General features: G+C 67.7%; 13 protein-coding genes. 4 read left to right on the top strand and 9 right to left on the bottom strand.

Features of this window, described 5'->3' with window-relative positions; translation table 11 throughout:
* Positions 1-94 precede the first annotated feature (94 nt).
* The 7 genes from AC1DMQ_RS16745 to purC form a co-directional block, all read right to left on the bottom strand.
* Positions 95-2011, bottom strand: coding sequence for a CocE/NonD family hydrolase (locus AC1DMQ_RS16745; RefSeq protein ID WP_477034687.1), 1917 nt, complete (start codon positions 2009-2011; stop codon positions 95-97).
* Positions 2012-2089: 78 nt separating this feature from the next.
* Positions 2090-2746 carry a hypothetical protein gene (locus AC1DMQ_RS16740; RefSeq protein WP_477034686.1) on the bottom strand — a complete coding sequence of 219 codons (657 nt, stop codon included), beginning with the start codon at positions 2744-2746 and terminating at the stop codon, positions 2090-2092.
* Positions 2747-2767: 21 nt separating this feature from the next.
* Positions 2768-3430, bottom strand: a complete 663-nt coding sequence (gene purQ / locus AC1DMQ_RS16735) for a phosphoribosylformylglycinamidine synthase subunit PurQ (protein ID WP_477034685.1) — start codon at positions 3428-3430, stop codon at positions 2768-2770.
* A gap of 50 nt (positions 3431-3480) precedes the next feature.
* Entirely contained in the window at positions 3481-4905 is a 1425-nt protein-coding gene (locus AC1DMQ_RS16730) for an aminotransferase class V-fold PLP-dependent enzyme (RefSeq protein ID WP_477034684.1), read from the bottom strand.
* A 116-nt stretch (positions 4906-5021) separates the two neighbouring features.
* Positions 5022-5507 (bottom strand): DUF3291 domain-containing protein, encoded by a 486-nt coding sequence (locus tag AC1DMQ_RS16725; RefSeq protein ID WP_477034683.1) that lies wholly within the window; start codon positions 5505-5507, stop codon positions 5022-5024.
* 121 nt (positions 5508-5628) lie between these two features.
* Positions 5629-5868 (bottom strand): phosphoribosylformylglycinamidine synthase subunit PurS, encoded by a 240-nt coding sequence (purS, locus tag AC1DMQ_RS16720; protein WP_056756332.1) that lies wholly within the window; start codon positions 5866-5868, stop codon positions 5629-5631.
* A gap of 167 nt (positions 5869-6035) precedes the next feature.
* On the bottom strand, positions 6036-6794 hold the full coding sequence (gene purC, locus AC1DMQ_RS16715; protein WP_477034682.1) for a phosphoribosylaminoimidazolesuccinocarboxamide synthase: 759 nt from the start codon (positions 6792-6794) through the stop codon (positions 6036-6038).
* A 278-nt stretch (positions 6795-7072) separates the two neighbouring features.
* Between purC and AC1DMQ_RS16710 the strand changes: the two genes are divergently transcribed.
* The gene (locus tag AC1DMQ_RS16710) at positions 7073-7390 is read left to right on the top strand and encodes a DUF1476 domain-containing protein (RefSeq protein ID WP_477034681.1); all 318 of its coding nucleotides are present in this window, start codon (positions 7073-7075) and stop codon (positions 7388-7390) included.
* A gap of 118 nt (positions 7391-7508) precedes the next feature.
* Here the strand turns inward: AC1DMQ_RS16710 and AC1DMQ_RS16705 are convergent, their stop codons facing one another.
* A complete protein-coding gene (locus AC1DMQ_RS16705; protein WP_477034680.1) occupies positions 7509-9512 on the bottom strand; it encodes a M13 family metallopeptidase in 2004 nt (667 codons plus the stop codon).
* A gap of 224 nt (positions 9513-9736) precedes the next feature.
* Between AC1DMQ_RS16705 and AC1DMQ_RS16700 the strand changes: the two genes are divergently transcribed.
* Genes AC1DMQ_RS16700 through AC1DMQ_RS16690 form a run of 3 tightly spaced genes read left to right on the top strand, consistent with a single transcriptional unit; the run spans position 9737 to position 12718 of the window.
* Positions 9737-10885 carry a Gfo/Idh/MocA family protein gene (locus AC1DMQ_RS16700; RefSeq protein ID WP_477034679.1) on the top strand — a complete coding sequence of 383 codons (1149 nt, stop codon included), beginning with the start codon at positions 9737-9739 and terminating at the stop codon, positions 10883-10885.
* Between the two features lie 14 nt (positions 10886-10899).
* Complete coding sequence (locus AC1DMQ_RS16695) at positions 10900-12264, top strand: Gfo/Idh/MocA family protein (protein WP_477034678.1); 1365 nt, start codon at positions 10900-10902, stop codon at positions 12262-12264.
* 10 nt (positions 12265-12274) lie between these two features.
* The gene (locus AC1DMQ_RS16690) at positions 12275-12718 is read left to right on the top strand and encodes a cupin domain-containing protein (RefSeq protein WP_477034677.1); all 444 of its coding nucleotides are present in this window, start codon (positions 12275-12277) and stop codon (positions 12716-12718) included.
* A 217-nt stretch (positions 12719-12935) separates the two neighbouring features.
* Here the strand turns inward: AC1DMQ_RS16690 and AC1DMQ_RS16685 are convergent, their stop codons facing one another.
* Entirely contained in the window at positions 12936-13448 is a 513-nt protein-coding gene (locus AC1DMQ_RS16685; protein WP_477034676.1) for a DNA-deoxyinosine glycosylase, read from the bottom strand.
* Positions 13449-13456: the final 8 nt, after the last annotated feature.

Here is a 13456-nt window from a genome sequence, read left to right as displayed (position 1 = left end):
CCCCCATTAGGGGGAAGAGGAACGAGCACGCATCCTCCGCCCCCTATGGGGGCGGACAGACCGCGCAGCGGGCAGGTGGGGGCAAGTCCGTGAGCTACTGAGCCACCACCGGCAGCTCGATGAAGCTGGCCGTATCCCCCGCGTGATAGACCCGCTGCGTCGCCTTCACATAGTCCGCCGGCTTGGCGAAGAAGATGTTGGGCACGAAGGTCTGCGGGTTGCGGTCATAGAGCGGGAACCAGCTGGACTGCACCTGCACCATGATCCGGTGGCCCGGCTGGAAGGTGTAGTTCGCGGTCGGCAGGATGAACTGGTACTTCAGCGGCGCATTGGGCTTCAGCGCCTTGGGATCGCTGAAGCTCTCGCGATAGCGGCCGCGGAAGATGTCCATGCCCACGGCCAGCTGGTAGCCGCCCAGTTCGGGCTGGCTGGGGACCTCGTCGGGGAAGACGTCGATCAGCTTGACCACCCAGTCGCTGTCCGTCCCGCTGGTCGAGGCGGTCAGGTTGACCTTCGGCACGCCGGCGATCTTCAGCGGCGCGGTCAGGGGCTCGGACACATAGCTGAGCACGTCGGTGCGGTCGGCGACGCTGCGCTGGTCGGTGACCAGCCACGGCGTCCAGCGGCTGCGGTCGCCGAACTGCATCGGGCGCGGGATGTAGGGCACGGGCTTGGCCGGATCGGAGACATATTCGTCATAGGCCGCCGGACCCTTGGCGGCCGCCGGGGCGCTGAAGCCCAGGCCGCCGTTGGGCTCCAGGTACAACGCCTTGGTCCCGCCTTGCGGCCAGGACTTGTAGCGATCCCAGTGGTTCTGGCCCGGATCGTAGATCAGCACCGGCGGGGTGTCGGCCTTGGGCGCGCCGTCCTTTAGGTACTGATTGAAGAACGGCAGCAGGACGTCGCGGCGGAACTGCAGGGCGGTGTCGCCGTCCCACTTGAAGACGCCCAGGTTGAAGGCGTCGTAATTGACCTGGCTGTGCCGCCAGGGGCCCAGCACCAGGTAGTTCTTGTCGTTGGCCCCGTCCTTGGGCTCGACGGCGGCGTAGCTGTGCACCGCGCCCCACATGTCTTCCTGGTCCCACAGGCCCTGGATCCACATGGTCGGCACCGTCAAGGGCTGCTTGGCCATGGTCTTGTCGAGGGCCTGCTCCTGCCAGAAGGCGTCGTAGGCCGGGTGTTCGCTGACCTTCTTCCACCAGGGCAGGGCGTCCAGGCCGTGGGCCTTGGCGAAGTCGCCGGCCGAACCGGCCTTCAGGAAGGTCTGGTAGTCGTCATAGGCGCCGCGCTGGACGCTTTCGCCGGCGCCGCGCTTGGTGGTCTGGCCGGTGAAGTAGTCGAAGTTCGGCTGGCGGAAGGCGCCGTGGTGGAACCAGTCGTCGCCCATCCAGCCGTCGACCATCGGGCTCATCGGCGCGGCGACCTTCAGCGCCGGGTGCGGGTTCACCAGCGCCATCACCACGGTGAAGCCCTCATACGAGCTGCCCAGCATGCCGACCTTGCCGTTGGTCTCGGGCACGTTCTTGGTCAGCCACTCGATGGTGTCGTAGGCGTCGGTCGAGTGGTCGACCTCGCTGTTGTTCAGCGGCCCCTTCAACGGCCGGGTCATCACGTAGTCGCCTTCCGAGCCGTACTTGCCGCGGATGTCCTGGATGACGCGGATGTAGCCGGCCTGGACGAACACGCCGTCGCCCTCGGCCAGGGTGGCCAGCATGGACGGGCTGTCGTTGCGCGCGGTGCGCTTGGCGGCGTTGTAGGGCGTGCGGGTCAGCAGGATCGGGGCGTTCCTGGCGCCCTTGGGCACCACGATCACGGTGTAGAGCTTGGTCCCGTCGCGCATCGGCACCATGACCACGCGCTTGTCGTAGTCGTAGCCGGCCTTGGGCGCGGCGTACTTGCCGTCGATGTCCGGCGTGAGCGGCGGGGTCTGGGCGTGGGCGGTGGTCGCGACGAAGGCGGTGAGGGCGGCGGCGGCCAGCAGGCCGGCGCGGAGGTTGGACGCAAGACTCATGGAAAAGCTCCCCAATGGCGTCGGCACCTTAGGAGCGGTTTTCAGGGGGCGCTATAATATAACAGCGTTTCGGCGACGCTAGCGCGCGTAGACGCCGTCGAAGCTCACCGAAGCACCACCGCAGCTTCCGCTGTCGGCGACGACCATGTGCTTGCCCACGCGCCGCATGCGGACATCGCAGAAGGGCTCCGTGCCTTCGGGGTCGGCATATTCGGCGCTGACGCCCTTGACCTCGATCGGGCCCTCGAAGGAGCCCACGTGCTGGGAGGCTGGGCCGGTCCAGACCGCGTCGCCGACGGCGCGCAGGCCCTTCTTGTCGCGCTTGATCGTGATCTGGTTGTCGCCGAAGCTCCAATCGCCCAGCCAGTCGCCTTCGCCGGAGGGAGCGACGGCGGACTTGATCAGGTCCGCCTTCTTCAGCCAGCCCACAGTATGGCGCTCGCCGCGTCCGTACCAGGCGCAGGCCCAGCCGTTCTCGACCTTGCTGACCAGCACCTCGTCCTGGACGACGAGATAGCTCTTCAGCCGGCAGCTTGGGGTGTCGGGGCAGCCCTGGCCGTCATTGTGGAAGTAGGCCCGTCCCTGGCTGGGCGGCGAGACCTTGTAGACCGCCACCCCGTCCTGGGCGAAGTGGACGAAATCGCCGTAGCCGCAGCGGTCGTCGGCGGCGTGGGCGACGGCGGCCATCGACAGCGCGGCGAGGAAGGCGGTTCCAGTGGCGGCTAGGCGACGCATTGAAACCCCCACTTTCTGTCGTCAGGCGCTGGCGAAGATGCTTCGGAACAGGATCGCGCCGTCTTCCGACCCCAGGTCCGGGTCGAACGAGCGGTCGGGGTGGGGCATCAGGCCCAGCACGTTGCCGCCGGCGTTCATGATGCCGGCGATGTCGCGGGCCGAGCCGTTGGGATTGTCCTGGTAGCGGAACACCACCTGGCCTTCGCCCTCGATGCGGTCAAGGGTTTCGATGTCGGCGAAGAAGTTGCCTTCGCCGTTGCCGACGGTCATCACCGCCTCGCGCTGCTCGCCGAAGCTGGCGGTGAAACGGGTCTGGCTGTTGACCACGTCCAGGGCCACCGGCTTGCAGATGTATTTCAGCTTCTCGTTGCGCAGCAGGGCGCCGGGCAGCAGGCCCGCCTCGCACAGCACCTGGAAGCCGTTGCAGATGCCGACGACCGCGACGCCCTTGGCCGCCGCGTCGATGACTTCGCGCATCACCGGGCTCTGGGCCGCCATGGCCCCGCAGCGCAGGTAGTCGCCGTAGGAGAAGCCGCCGGGCAGGACGATCAGGTCCAGGTCGTCCGGCAGGGCCGTCTCCTGGTGCCAGACCATTTCAACGCGGGCTCCGGCGGAGCGCTCGATGGCGACCTTGCAGTCGCGATCGCAATTGGAACCGGGGAAGACGACGACGGCGGCTTTCATGGCGCGGGCCTGTAGCACCGTTCGCGGAGGATGTCAGCGGCGCTTCGCCCTTAAACGCTCGCCAAGCCGCGAACTTCCGCCAGGGCCAGGTCCACCTCGGCCGGGCTGTTCATCAGGCTGGGCGTCAGCCGCACGTGCGGGATCGCGTAGGGGGCGGCCGAGGCGATGATCCGGCGGCGGCGCAGGGTGGCGACCGCGGCGTCGGTCGACAGGCCCTGGACGTCGAACGAGACGATGCCGGCCGACAGCCTGGGATCGCGGGGCGTGACCAGCCGCACATGGGGCATCAGCGACAGCCCGGCCTTCAACTGCTCGGCCAGTTCGGCCGTGCGGGCGGCCACCTGGGCCTTGCCGATCTTCTCGTGGAATTCGATCGCCACGGGGATCGACCATAGGTGCTCGAACGCCTTGAAGCCGCCGGGCGACATCAGCGGGCCGTCGTTGTTCTCCAGCAAGGGCGCGTTGTTGATCCAGGCGGTCCAGGCGGCGCTGTCGACATAGCTGGGCACCGAAGGGCGCATCCGCTGCCAGCCCAGGGTGTTGGCGGCGATGACGCCGGTGCCGCGCGGACCGAACAGCCACTTGTGGCAGCCGGCGATGAAGATGTCGCAGCCCAGGCTGACCAGGGTGGCGTCCTGGTTGCCGAAGCCGTGCACGCCGTCGACCGCCAGGATGATCCGCTCGGGCTCCTGGCGCGTGGCGTTCACCTGGGCCAGGGCGGCCGAGATGGCGGCCAGGGGCAGTTTCAGGCCGGTGCTGGAATGCACCCAGGTCAGGGCGAAGGCCCGTGTGCGCGGGGTGACCGCCGCCATCAGCCGGGCGACCATCTGGGCCTCGGACACCGTCTCGATGCTGTCGAACAGATCGATGCGGCGCACCACCGAACCGTTGCGAAGGGCGGCGCGACGCAGGCTCTCGTGGGTGATGTAATAGTCCTGGTTGGTGGTGACGATCTCGTCGCCATAGCCCAGCTTCAGCCCGCCGTAGACCAGGGCCGCGCCCAGGGTGGTGCTGTCGGTCAGGGCCACCTGGTCGCCGGCGACGCCCAGATAGCGGCCGGCGGCGGCGCGGCTGTAGCTTTGGAGGCGGCGATTGTTGTCCTCCAGATAGGTCACCGGCCGCCAGTCCAGCTCGCGGCGGAACTGGTCGATCGCCCGGCGCACCGGCAGCGGGTGGGTGGCGATCAGCATGGCGCTCATGTTGATCTCGTCCGGCGCGGTCTGGAACTGGGCCTTCACGGCGGCCCAGTCGACCGGCGGCAGCGGCGCGCCGGACGGCGTGGTCGCGGGGGTCGGCGTCGCGGGTGCGGCGCCGGGCTTGGCGTACGAGGTCGTTGGCGCTGGTTTGGGGTACGAGGTCGGCGGTGTCGGCTTTGCAGAGCCGCCGGGCGAAGCCGGGCCGGGGTAAGAGCCCGGCGGTATCTTGGGCGGCGCGGGAACGGCGACCTGTCGCGCCAGGGCCGACCCGGCGGCCATCGCCAAGCCGGATCCCAAGAGGAACTCCCTGCGGCCTACGCCCATCACAATGTCCCAGCCAGGGCGCGAGGCCCTGCTGAAACAACTCACGGACGGGCGAAGCGTTCAGATGGTCGCTAGGCGCACTCGTCCAGCACCGGCTCCACGCTCGCCTCGTCCGGGGCCGGGAAGGGGATCTTGAAGGTGAAGGCCTCGGGCGTCGGGCCGTTGGCTTCGAGCAGCGCCAGTTTCTCCTTGGCCTCGTCGATCGTCGGGCGGTGGCCGGCTGGCACCCACCACAGGACCATGTAGAGGTCCATGTGTTCGAACCACTCGCGGCGGCGGCGCATGAACTGGATGTGGCCGCTGCGGTAGACGAAGGCGCCCAGCGACGGAATGTCGGTCCAGACCGACATGTTGATCGCCATCAACGGATCTTCGAACGGCTGTAGATCGGAGGCGTTGTTGCCCTCGCCCTTCAGCCGCCAGACGAAGCCGGGCGAGGCCTCGGCCAGGGCGTTGATCGGGTCGAGATTGTCGAAGAAGTCCTTGATCATCGGGTGATCGACCGGCGCGTGCAGGCGACCGATATTGACCTGGGCCAGTTCGAACTTCGCGCTCATGGGATCCCTCCGCCGGTTTGATCGAACATGGTGCGGCGAAGTTTGGAGGGAAGGTCCAGACAAAGAAAAAGCGCCGCTCCGGAGGAGGGCGCTCGTTCCTTGGGCGAACCCGCGAAGACCGTCAGGCGATCTCGACGCGGTAGCTTTCGATGACCGTGTTGGCCAGCAGCTTGTCGCACATGGCCTTGACTTCGGCCTCGGCCTTGGCGGCGTCGGTCTGGGTCAGGTCGAACTCGATGGTGCGGCCCACCCGCACGCCCGAGACGTCGGCCCAGCCCAGGCCGTGCAGGGCGGCTTCGACGGCCTTGCCCTGAACGTCCAGGACGCCGGGCTTGAGGAACACTTGGACCTTGGCTTTCATCGCGCTTCCAACCTTTTGCACCCTCTCCCCGAGGGAGAGGGAGGGACCCAAGCGAAGCTTGGGAGGGTGAGGGGTTACGGGGCCTGACGGTTGAGGGTGTAACCCCTCATCCTCCCACGCCTGCGGCGCGGGCCCCTCCTTCTCCCTCTGGGAGAAGGTTCAATCCGCTAGTGCACGCCGCCTTGGATGACGGTGGGCATTTCCTTCATGATGCCGAGGCGGCGGGCCACCTCGGTGTAGCTTTCGATGACATTGCCCAGGTCGCGGCGGAACCGGTCCTTGTCCATCTTCTCGTTGGTGGCCGTGTCCCACAGCCGGCAGCTGTCGGGGCTGATCTCGTCGGCCAGGATCACGCGGCTGAAGTCGCCTTCGTAGACGCGGCCGAACTCGATCTTGAAGTCCACCAGGGTGATGCCGACGCCGCTGAACAGGCCCGACAGATAGTCGTTCACCCGCAGGGCCATGGCCATCATGTCGTCGATCTCCTGGGTGGCGGCCCAGTTGAACGCGGTGATGTGCTCCTCGGAGACCATCGGGTCGCCCAGCTTGTCGTCCTTGTAGTAGAACTCGATGATCGAGCGCGGCAGCGGGGTGCCTTCGGTCAGGCCCAGGCGCGTGGCGATCGAGCCTGCGGCGATGTTGCGCACCACGACCTCGAGCGGGATGATCTCGACTTCCTTGATCAGCTGTTCGCGCAGGCTCAGGCGGCGGATGAAGTGGTTCTGCACGCCGATGCCGTTCAGGCGAGTCATGATGTACTCGCTGATGCGGTTGTTGATCACGCCCTTGCCCTCGAGGACCGCCTTTTTCTGGGCGTTGAAGGCGGTGGCGTCGTCCTTGAAGTACTGGATGAGGGTGCCCGGCTCGGGGCCCTCGTACAGGATCTTGGCCTTGCCTTCGTAGATCTTCTTGCGGCGGGTGGTCATGGCTCTCGTCGAGGCCCTTCTGGTTGCGGGCGCGCCCCATCCCGGAATTATCCGGAGAAACGAAAAGCGCGCGCGGCGGATAGCTGCGCGCGGCGTTCGACTCAAGGCCGCTCACGAAAAATGTCGTCTCGAAACTAGCTGAACGCGGCCCTTGGCGCAAACAGCCCTAGTCTCATCGGCGGGATTGTGAGCGGATCGGCGAGGATGCGGCGTTGCTTACGATTGCCGGGCGGCTCGCCACGGGATATGCAGCCGGCTCAGAGACTATTGGGGCTTTCATGACCACCTTCGACGAACGCGAACAGGGTTTCGAACGCAAGTTCGCGCTGGAGCAGGAACAGGAATTCAAGGCGACCGCCCGTCGCAACCGCCTGCTGGGCGAATGGGCGGCCGGTCTGATGGGCCTGGCCACCATCGAGGAGTACGCCCGCGCCGTGGTGAAGTCCGATTTCGAGCAGCCCGGCGACGAGGACGTCCTGCGCAAGGTCGCCGGCGACCTGAAGGGTTCGGGCGTCAATGTCGGTGAAGGCGAAGTTCGTCGGAAGATGGACGAGCTGCTGGCCCTGGCCCGCGGCCAAATCGCCGCCGGCGAATAAGGCTTTCGAGCTTTCGATGCTGAAAGGGCCGCCCCGAGGGGCGGCCCTTTTGCATTTTAGAGTTTTTGTTTGTCGCGTTTTCTTCACGCGAACCGGCGTCCACTTCGCTCGAAAACGCTTACCAGACCCGCGAGCGGGCTTCCGGCGCGAGATAATAGGTGTCGCCGGGCTTGACCCCGAACGCGGCGTACCAGGCGTCGACGTTGCGGGTGGGGCCCACCACGCGGAACGACGACGGCGAGTGCGGGTCGGACGCCATTTGCTGCTTGAGCGAGTCGGGGCGCGACTTGTCCTGCCAGGACTGGGCGAAGGCCAGGAACAGGCGCTGGTCGCCGGTCAGCCCGCCGATCACCGGGGCCGGCTTGCCGCCCAGCGAGGCGTGGTAGGCGTCCAGGGCCACCTGCAGCCCGGCCAGGTCGGCGATGTTCTCGCCCATGGTCAGCTTGCCGTTGATCTTGCTGCCCGGCACCGGCTCGTAGGTGTCGTACTGCTTGCCCAGCACGTCGGCCTGGGCGTCGAAGCGCTTGGCGTCCTCGGCGGTCCACCAGTCGCGCAGCTTGCCCGTGGCGTCGATCTTGCGGCCCTGGTCGTCGAAGCCGTGGCTGATCTCGTGGCCGATCACCGCGCCGATCGCGCCGTAGTTCACCGCCGGGTCGGCGGCCGGGTCGAAATAGGGCGCCTGCAGGATGCCGGCCGGGAACACGATCTTGTTCTCCAGCCCGCCGTTGTAGGCGTTCACGGTCTGCGGGGTCATGCCCCACTTGCCGTGGTCGACCGGCTTGCCCAGGTCGCTCAGCGTGTAGGCCCACTCGAAGCGCCGGCTGGCCGTGACGTTGCCGTACAGGTCGTTGACGTCCAGCTTCAGGCCCGAATAGTCGCGCCACTTGTCCGGATAGCCGACCATCACCTGCATCTTGCTGAGCTTGGTCAGGGCCTCGGTCTTGGTGGCCGGGCTCATCCACGGGGCCTTCTGGATCCGCGCCGCCATGGCCGTCTTCAGGTTGGCGATCAGCTCGACCATCTGGGCTTTGGAGCTGGGCGGGAAGTACTTGGCGACGTAGGTCTGGCCGACCACCTCGCCCAGGCTGCCGTCGACCAGCTGCACGCCGCGCTTCCAGCGGGGCCGCAGGGCCGACTGGCCGGTCAGGGCCTTGATGTACTCGAAGCGGCTGTCGACGAAGCGCTTGGACAGGTAGGGCGAGGTCTCGGCGATCACGTTGAAGGTCTGCCAGGCCTTCAGGGTCTCCAGCGGCGTCTCGTCATAGACCTTGGCGATGTCGCGCACGGCGGTCTTCTCGCCCAGCACCACATTGGTCAGGCCCGGCATGCCGGCCGCGGCCAGGTAGGGCGACCAGGGGAAGGGCGCGTAGCCGTTCAGCTCGGTCACGGTGGTCGGGTTGTAGGTCTTGTCGATGTCGCGGCGCTCGGCGACTTCCCAGCTGACCTTGGCGATCTTGGTCTCGAAGGCAAACACGTCGGCGGCCGACTTGGCCGGATCCGGATAGCCGGCCATCTTCAGGGCCCGCTCGACGAAGGCGGTGTAGGCCTCGCGCTGCGGCTTGAAGCCGTCGGTCAGGTAGTAGTCGCGGTCGGGCAGGCCCAGGCCGGCCTGGCCGATATACAGTGTGTTGATCTCGGGGTTCTTGGCGTCCGGATAGATGTCCAGCGAGAACACCCCGCTGCCGAACCCGCCCTGGGTGTGGCCCATGGCGACGGCGAAGTCGGCCTTGGTCTTGATCGCGGCGATCTTGGCCAGGTCCGCCTTCAGCGGCTTGTCGTCGACCGCCTCGACCTTGGCCTCGTCGACGAAGCTCTTGTAGAGGGCGCCGATCTGGGTCGAGGGCTCGGCCGTCTCGATCAGGGTGCGCAGCTGGTCCTGCGAGCGGTTGTAGACGTCGTACCCGACCCCAGCCGAGCCCTGGTCGGCGGGGATCTCGGTGCGCGCGGCCCAGGCGCCGTTGGCGTACTTGTCGAAATCGGCGCCGGGCGAGACCGACTTGTCGCCGGCCGTCAGGTCGACGCCCCAGTCGCCGTACATCGGCTTCATGGGCGGATCGGCCGCGAAGGCGGCGGTGGATGAAATCGCGAGCGCCGAAACGGCGGCCAGCAGGATGTTGCGCATGACGTGGTCCTGAAACAGCCCCAAACCTCGATGCTGCCCTAGATGCCGGACGGGCGCAGATGAAAACATTGTAATGTGGAGGCTGGCCCTAAGAGACTGATGCGGCGCCCGCCGTGAAAGCGTTTTCCTTCCGGCGAATTCAATGGTCTGATGACTAGCTGCTCATGGTCAGACCATGGGTGGACGCATAAGGCGGCCAAAGCCGCCACATCCGGGAGGACGACATGAAGGATCTGGCCAACAGGCGCGGCTTTCTGCTGGCGGCGGGACTCGCCGGCGCGGCGTCGGCCTTCCCGGCCCAAGGCGCGTCCTATGAGGGCGCGACCCAGGAGGTGGCCGCGCCGGGCATGGACCCCACGCCCAAGCACCGCATCCGCTTCTCGGTGATCGGCCTGGACCACTACCACATCATGAGCATGACGGCGGCGGTGAAGCGGGGCGGCGGCGAGCTGGTCTCGTTCCTGGCGACCGACCCCAAGCAGATCGCCGACTTCCGCAAGCAGTTCGGCGACGTGCCCCTGGCGCGCAGCGAGGACGAGATCCTGCAGGACAAGTCCATCCAGCTGGTCGCCGCCGCCCCGATCCCCGACCAGCGCACGCCCCTGGGCCTGCGGGTCATGGCCTCGGGCAAGGACTATCTGGCCGACAAGCCCGGCATCATCACCCTGGAACAGCTGGCCCAGGTGCGCGCGGCGGTGAAGAAGACCGGCCGCAAGTACGCGATCATGTATTCCGAGCGGCTGGAAGTGCCGGCGGCGGTCAAGGCCGGCGAACTGGTCCAGGCCGGGGCGATCGGCAAGGTGGTCCAGACCGTCAACCTGGCCCCGCACCGGATCGGGACCGGGCGCCCCGACTGGTTCTGGGACAAGGCCCGCTACGGCGGCATCCTGACCGACATCGGTTCGCACCAGGCCGACCAGTTCCTGTTCTACACCGGCAGCAAGACGGCCAAGGTGGTCGCGTCCCAGACCGGCAACCTGGCCAACAAGGACCATCCGAAGTTCGAGGACTTCGGCGACATGACCGCGGTCGGCGACGGCGGCACCGGCTATGTCCGCGTCGACTGGTTCACCCCCGATGGCCTGGGCGTGTGGGGCGACGGCCGGCTGTTCCTGCTGGGGACCGAGGGCTATATCGAGCTGCGCAAGTACGTCGACCCCACCGGCCGGCCCGGCGGCAACCACCTGCTGATCGTCGACAAGAAGCAGGCCCGCTACATCGACTGCTCGCAGGTCGTCCTGCCGTTCGGCCCGCAGTTCGTCGCCGACATCGTCGAGCGCACCTCGGTCGCCCAGGACCAGGACCAGGCCCTGCTGGCCGCCGAACTGGTGCTGACCGCCCAGAAGACCGCCACCCGGCCGGTCACGGCCTGAGCGGGGAGGGGATCATGAGCAAGCTTTCCCGTCGTCACGTCCTGCAGGCCGGGGCGGCCGCCGCCGTGGCCTTCCCGACGATCGTGCCCTCGACCGTGTTCGGCCAGAACGCGCCCAGCAACCGGATCAATGTCGGGGTGATCGGCGTGGGCCGCATCGCCCGCGGCCACGACATGGCCGAGACCTTCAAGTACGACCACGCCCAGATCCTGGCGGTCTGCGACCTGGACTCCAAAAGGCTCGAGGCCGGCAAGGTCCTGGTCAACGAGACCTATTCCAGGAAGTTCGGCCGCACCTGGGACGGGGCGCTCGCCTACGACGACCACCACGCCCTGCTGGCCAACAAGGACATCGACGCGGTGATCATCGCCACGCCGGATCACCAGCACGCCATCCTGGGCGTCCACGCCGTGCGGGCGGGCAAGGACGTCTATCTGCAGAAGCCGGCCTCGCTGACCATCGCCGAGGGCCGCTATCTCAGCGACGCGGTGGCCGCCACCGACCGCATCCTGCAGATCGGCTCGCAACAGCGCTCGCAAAAGCCCTGGCCGCAGTTCCTGCGGGCCTGCGAGCTGGTCCGCAACGGCCGGATCGGGGCGCTGAAGCACGTGGAGGTCGGCCTGCCGGGAGACCCTTCGGGCCCCGAGGCGCCGCGGATGCCGATCCCGCCGAACCTGAACTACGACGCCTGGCTCGGCTCGACGCCGGAGGCCTACTACACCGAGCTGCGGGTCCATCCGCAGGGCTCGTTCGACCGGCCCGGCTGGCTGCGCTGCGAGCAGTTCGGGGCCGGCATGATCACCGGCTGGGGCGCGCACCACGTCGACACCGCCCACTGGGGCATGGACATGGAGCACACGGGTCCGGTCGAGATCTGGGGCTCGGCCGAGTTCCCCAAGAGCGGCCTGTGGAACGTGCACGGCAAGTTCCTGACCCACGCCCGCTACGCCAACGGCGTGACCATGGACATCTCGGGCGACTTCCCCAACGGCGTGAAGTTCATCGGGACCGAGGGCTGGATCTTCGTCGCCCGCGACGCCCCCGTCACCTCCAGCGACCCCAGCTTCGGCGCCAAGCCGACCCCGGCGTTGGCGGCCAGCGATCCGAAGATCCTGGACAGCGTGATCGGTCCGAACGAGATCCACCTGCGCCGCAGCACCGAGCAGCACGGCGACTGGCTGGTCTCGATCCGCAGCCGCGAGCCGCCGTCGGCTCCCATCGAGATCGGCCACCGCGCCTGCTCGACCTGCCTGCTGCACCACGCGGCCATGAAGACGGGCCGACGGCTGCACTGGGACCCCAAGGCCGAGCGCTTCATCGGCGACGACGCCGCCAACGCCCTGCTGAGCCGTCCGCAGCGCAAGCCCTACACCTTCTAGGAACAGCCACATGAAGATCACCAAGCGCGACCTCGCGATCGCCGCCGGCGCGGCTGTCCTGACCCTGGCGGGCGTCGCCGTCGCCCAGGCCCCGAAGCCGGCCCTGATCGGCCCCTCGGTCTGGCCCTGGGAGGAGATGAAGCCGCACGACACCGACGTGGGAACCTACGCCCAGGTCGCCAAGGGCCCGACCGCGACGCTGGAGGAGCTGGAGCTGCACGTCACCACGCTGAAGCCCGGAACCAGCTCGCACCCGCCGCACACCCACCCGAACGAGGAGCTGGTGATCATCCGCGAGGGCCAGGTCGAGACCCTGTCGGGCGGCGTGTGGAAGAAGGTCGGCCCCGGCGGGGTGATCTTCAACGCGTCGAACAGCCCGCACGCGCTGCGCAATATCGGGACGACGAACGCGGTCTATCACGTGATCAACTGGAAGGGCGCGAAGGCGGGGTGATCCGAATCCCTCTCTCATGGAGAGAGGGAGGGACCCGCGCCGAAGGCGTGGGAGGGTGAGAGGTTTCACTCTCTCAGAACGAAGCTCTGACATATCCGCTGATGACCGTATGCGAGCCTGCCTCTGCCCTGCGAAGGCGCTGAAACGACCGTGATCTGCCGGCTGGCGGTGTAACCTCTCACCCTCCCACCGCTGCGCGGCGGGCCCCTCCCTCTCTCTATGAGAGAGGGGTTTGGTGCTCGTCCCCTAGCCAGGGCGCAAGCTGACCCCAAGCCTGGGCCTTGTGCGCAAACGTCCGCGCGGCATGCGCTGGGGATGACGAGGGCAGGGCGATTGTTGGGACACGCTCCCCGATCAGCCGGCCGCCCAGCTTAGCCGCCGTGCCGCCGTTGAAGGCCACCAGCCGCAGGGCAGGCAGGCTGTCGATCAGGGCGACCAGGTCGTTGGCCGCCGGATCGCGGATGGCGGCGTCCAGGCTGCCGGGGCGTTCGGCCTCGGCGATCACGTCCCACAGGCCCACGCCGCGCGAGAGCAGGGCGGCCAGGCGATCCTCGTAGGCCAGCGGGACCAGGGGCGTGTCGAGCACGCCCTCCATCAGCCGCCAGAAGGCGTTCCTCGGATTGCCGTAGTACTGGGCGACGGCTAGCGAGGCCTCGCCCGGCAGGCTGCCCAGGATCAGGACGCGGGTGCTTGCGTCGACGACCGCCGGAAAGCCTGCCTTGCGGGCCACTGGGCGCA

This window comes from Caulobacter sp. 05L422 (assembly GCF_056397765.1).
The sequence above is the reverse complement of the archived record's forward strand: the minus strand, read 5'-3'. Positions and strand labels throughout refer to the sequence as shown.

Bases quoted from the DNA above. Each gene is read 5' to 3' on its own strand.
- AC1DMQ_RS16745 (WP_477034687.1), bottom strand. From the start codon at position 2,011: ATGAGTCTTGCGTCCAACCTCCGCGCCGGCCTGCTGGCCGCCGCCGCC.
- AC1DMQ_RS16740 (WP_477034686.1), bottom strand. From the start codon at position 2,746: ATGCGTCGCCTAGCCGCCACTGGAACCGCCTTCCTCGCCGCGCTGTCG.
- purQ (WP_477034685.1), bottom strand. From the start codon at position 3,430: ATGAAAGCCGCCGTCGTCGTCTTCCCCGGTTCCAATTGCGATCGCGAC.
- AC1DMQ_RS16730 (WP_477034684.1), bottom strand. From the start codon at position 4,905: ATGGCCGCCGGGTCGGCCCTGGCGCGACAGGTCGCCGTTCCCGCGCCG.
- AC1DMQ_RS16725 (WP_477034683.1), bottom strand. From the start codon at position 5,507: ATGAGCGCGAAGTTCGAACTGGCCCAGGTCAATATCGGTCGCCTGCAC.
- purS (WP_056756332.1), bottom strand. From the start codon at position 5,868: ATGAAAGCCAAGGTCCAAGTGTTCCTCAAGCCCGGCGTCCTGGACGTT.
- purC (WP_477034682.1), bottom strand. From the start codon at position 6,794: ATGACCACCCGCCGCAAGAAGATCTACGAAGGCAAGGCCAAGATCCTG.
- AC1DMQ_RS16710 (WP_477034681.1), top strand. From the start codon at position 7,073: ATGACCACCTTCGACGAACGCGAACAGGGTTTCGAACGCAAGTTCGCG.
- AC1DMQ_RS16705 (WP_477034680.1), bottom strand. From the start codon at position 9,512: ATGCGCAACATCCTGCTGGCCGCCGTTTCGGCGCTCGCGATTTCATCC.
- AC1DMQ_RS16700 (WP_477034679.1), top strand. From the start codon at position 9,737: ATGAAGGATCTGGCCAACAGGCGCGGCTTTCTGCTGGCGGCGGGACTC.
- AC1DMQ_RS16695 (WP_477034678.1), top strand. From the start codon at position 10,900: ATGAGCAAGCTTTCCCGTCGTCACGTCCTGCAGGCCGGGGCGGCCGCC.
- AC1DMQ_RS16690 (WP_477034677.1), top strand. From the start codon at position 12,275: ATGAAGATCACCAAGCGCGACCTCGCGATCGCCGCCGGCGCGGCTGTC.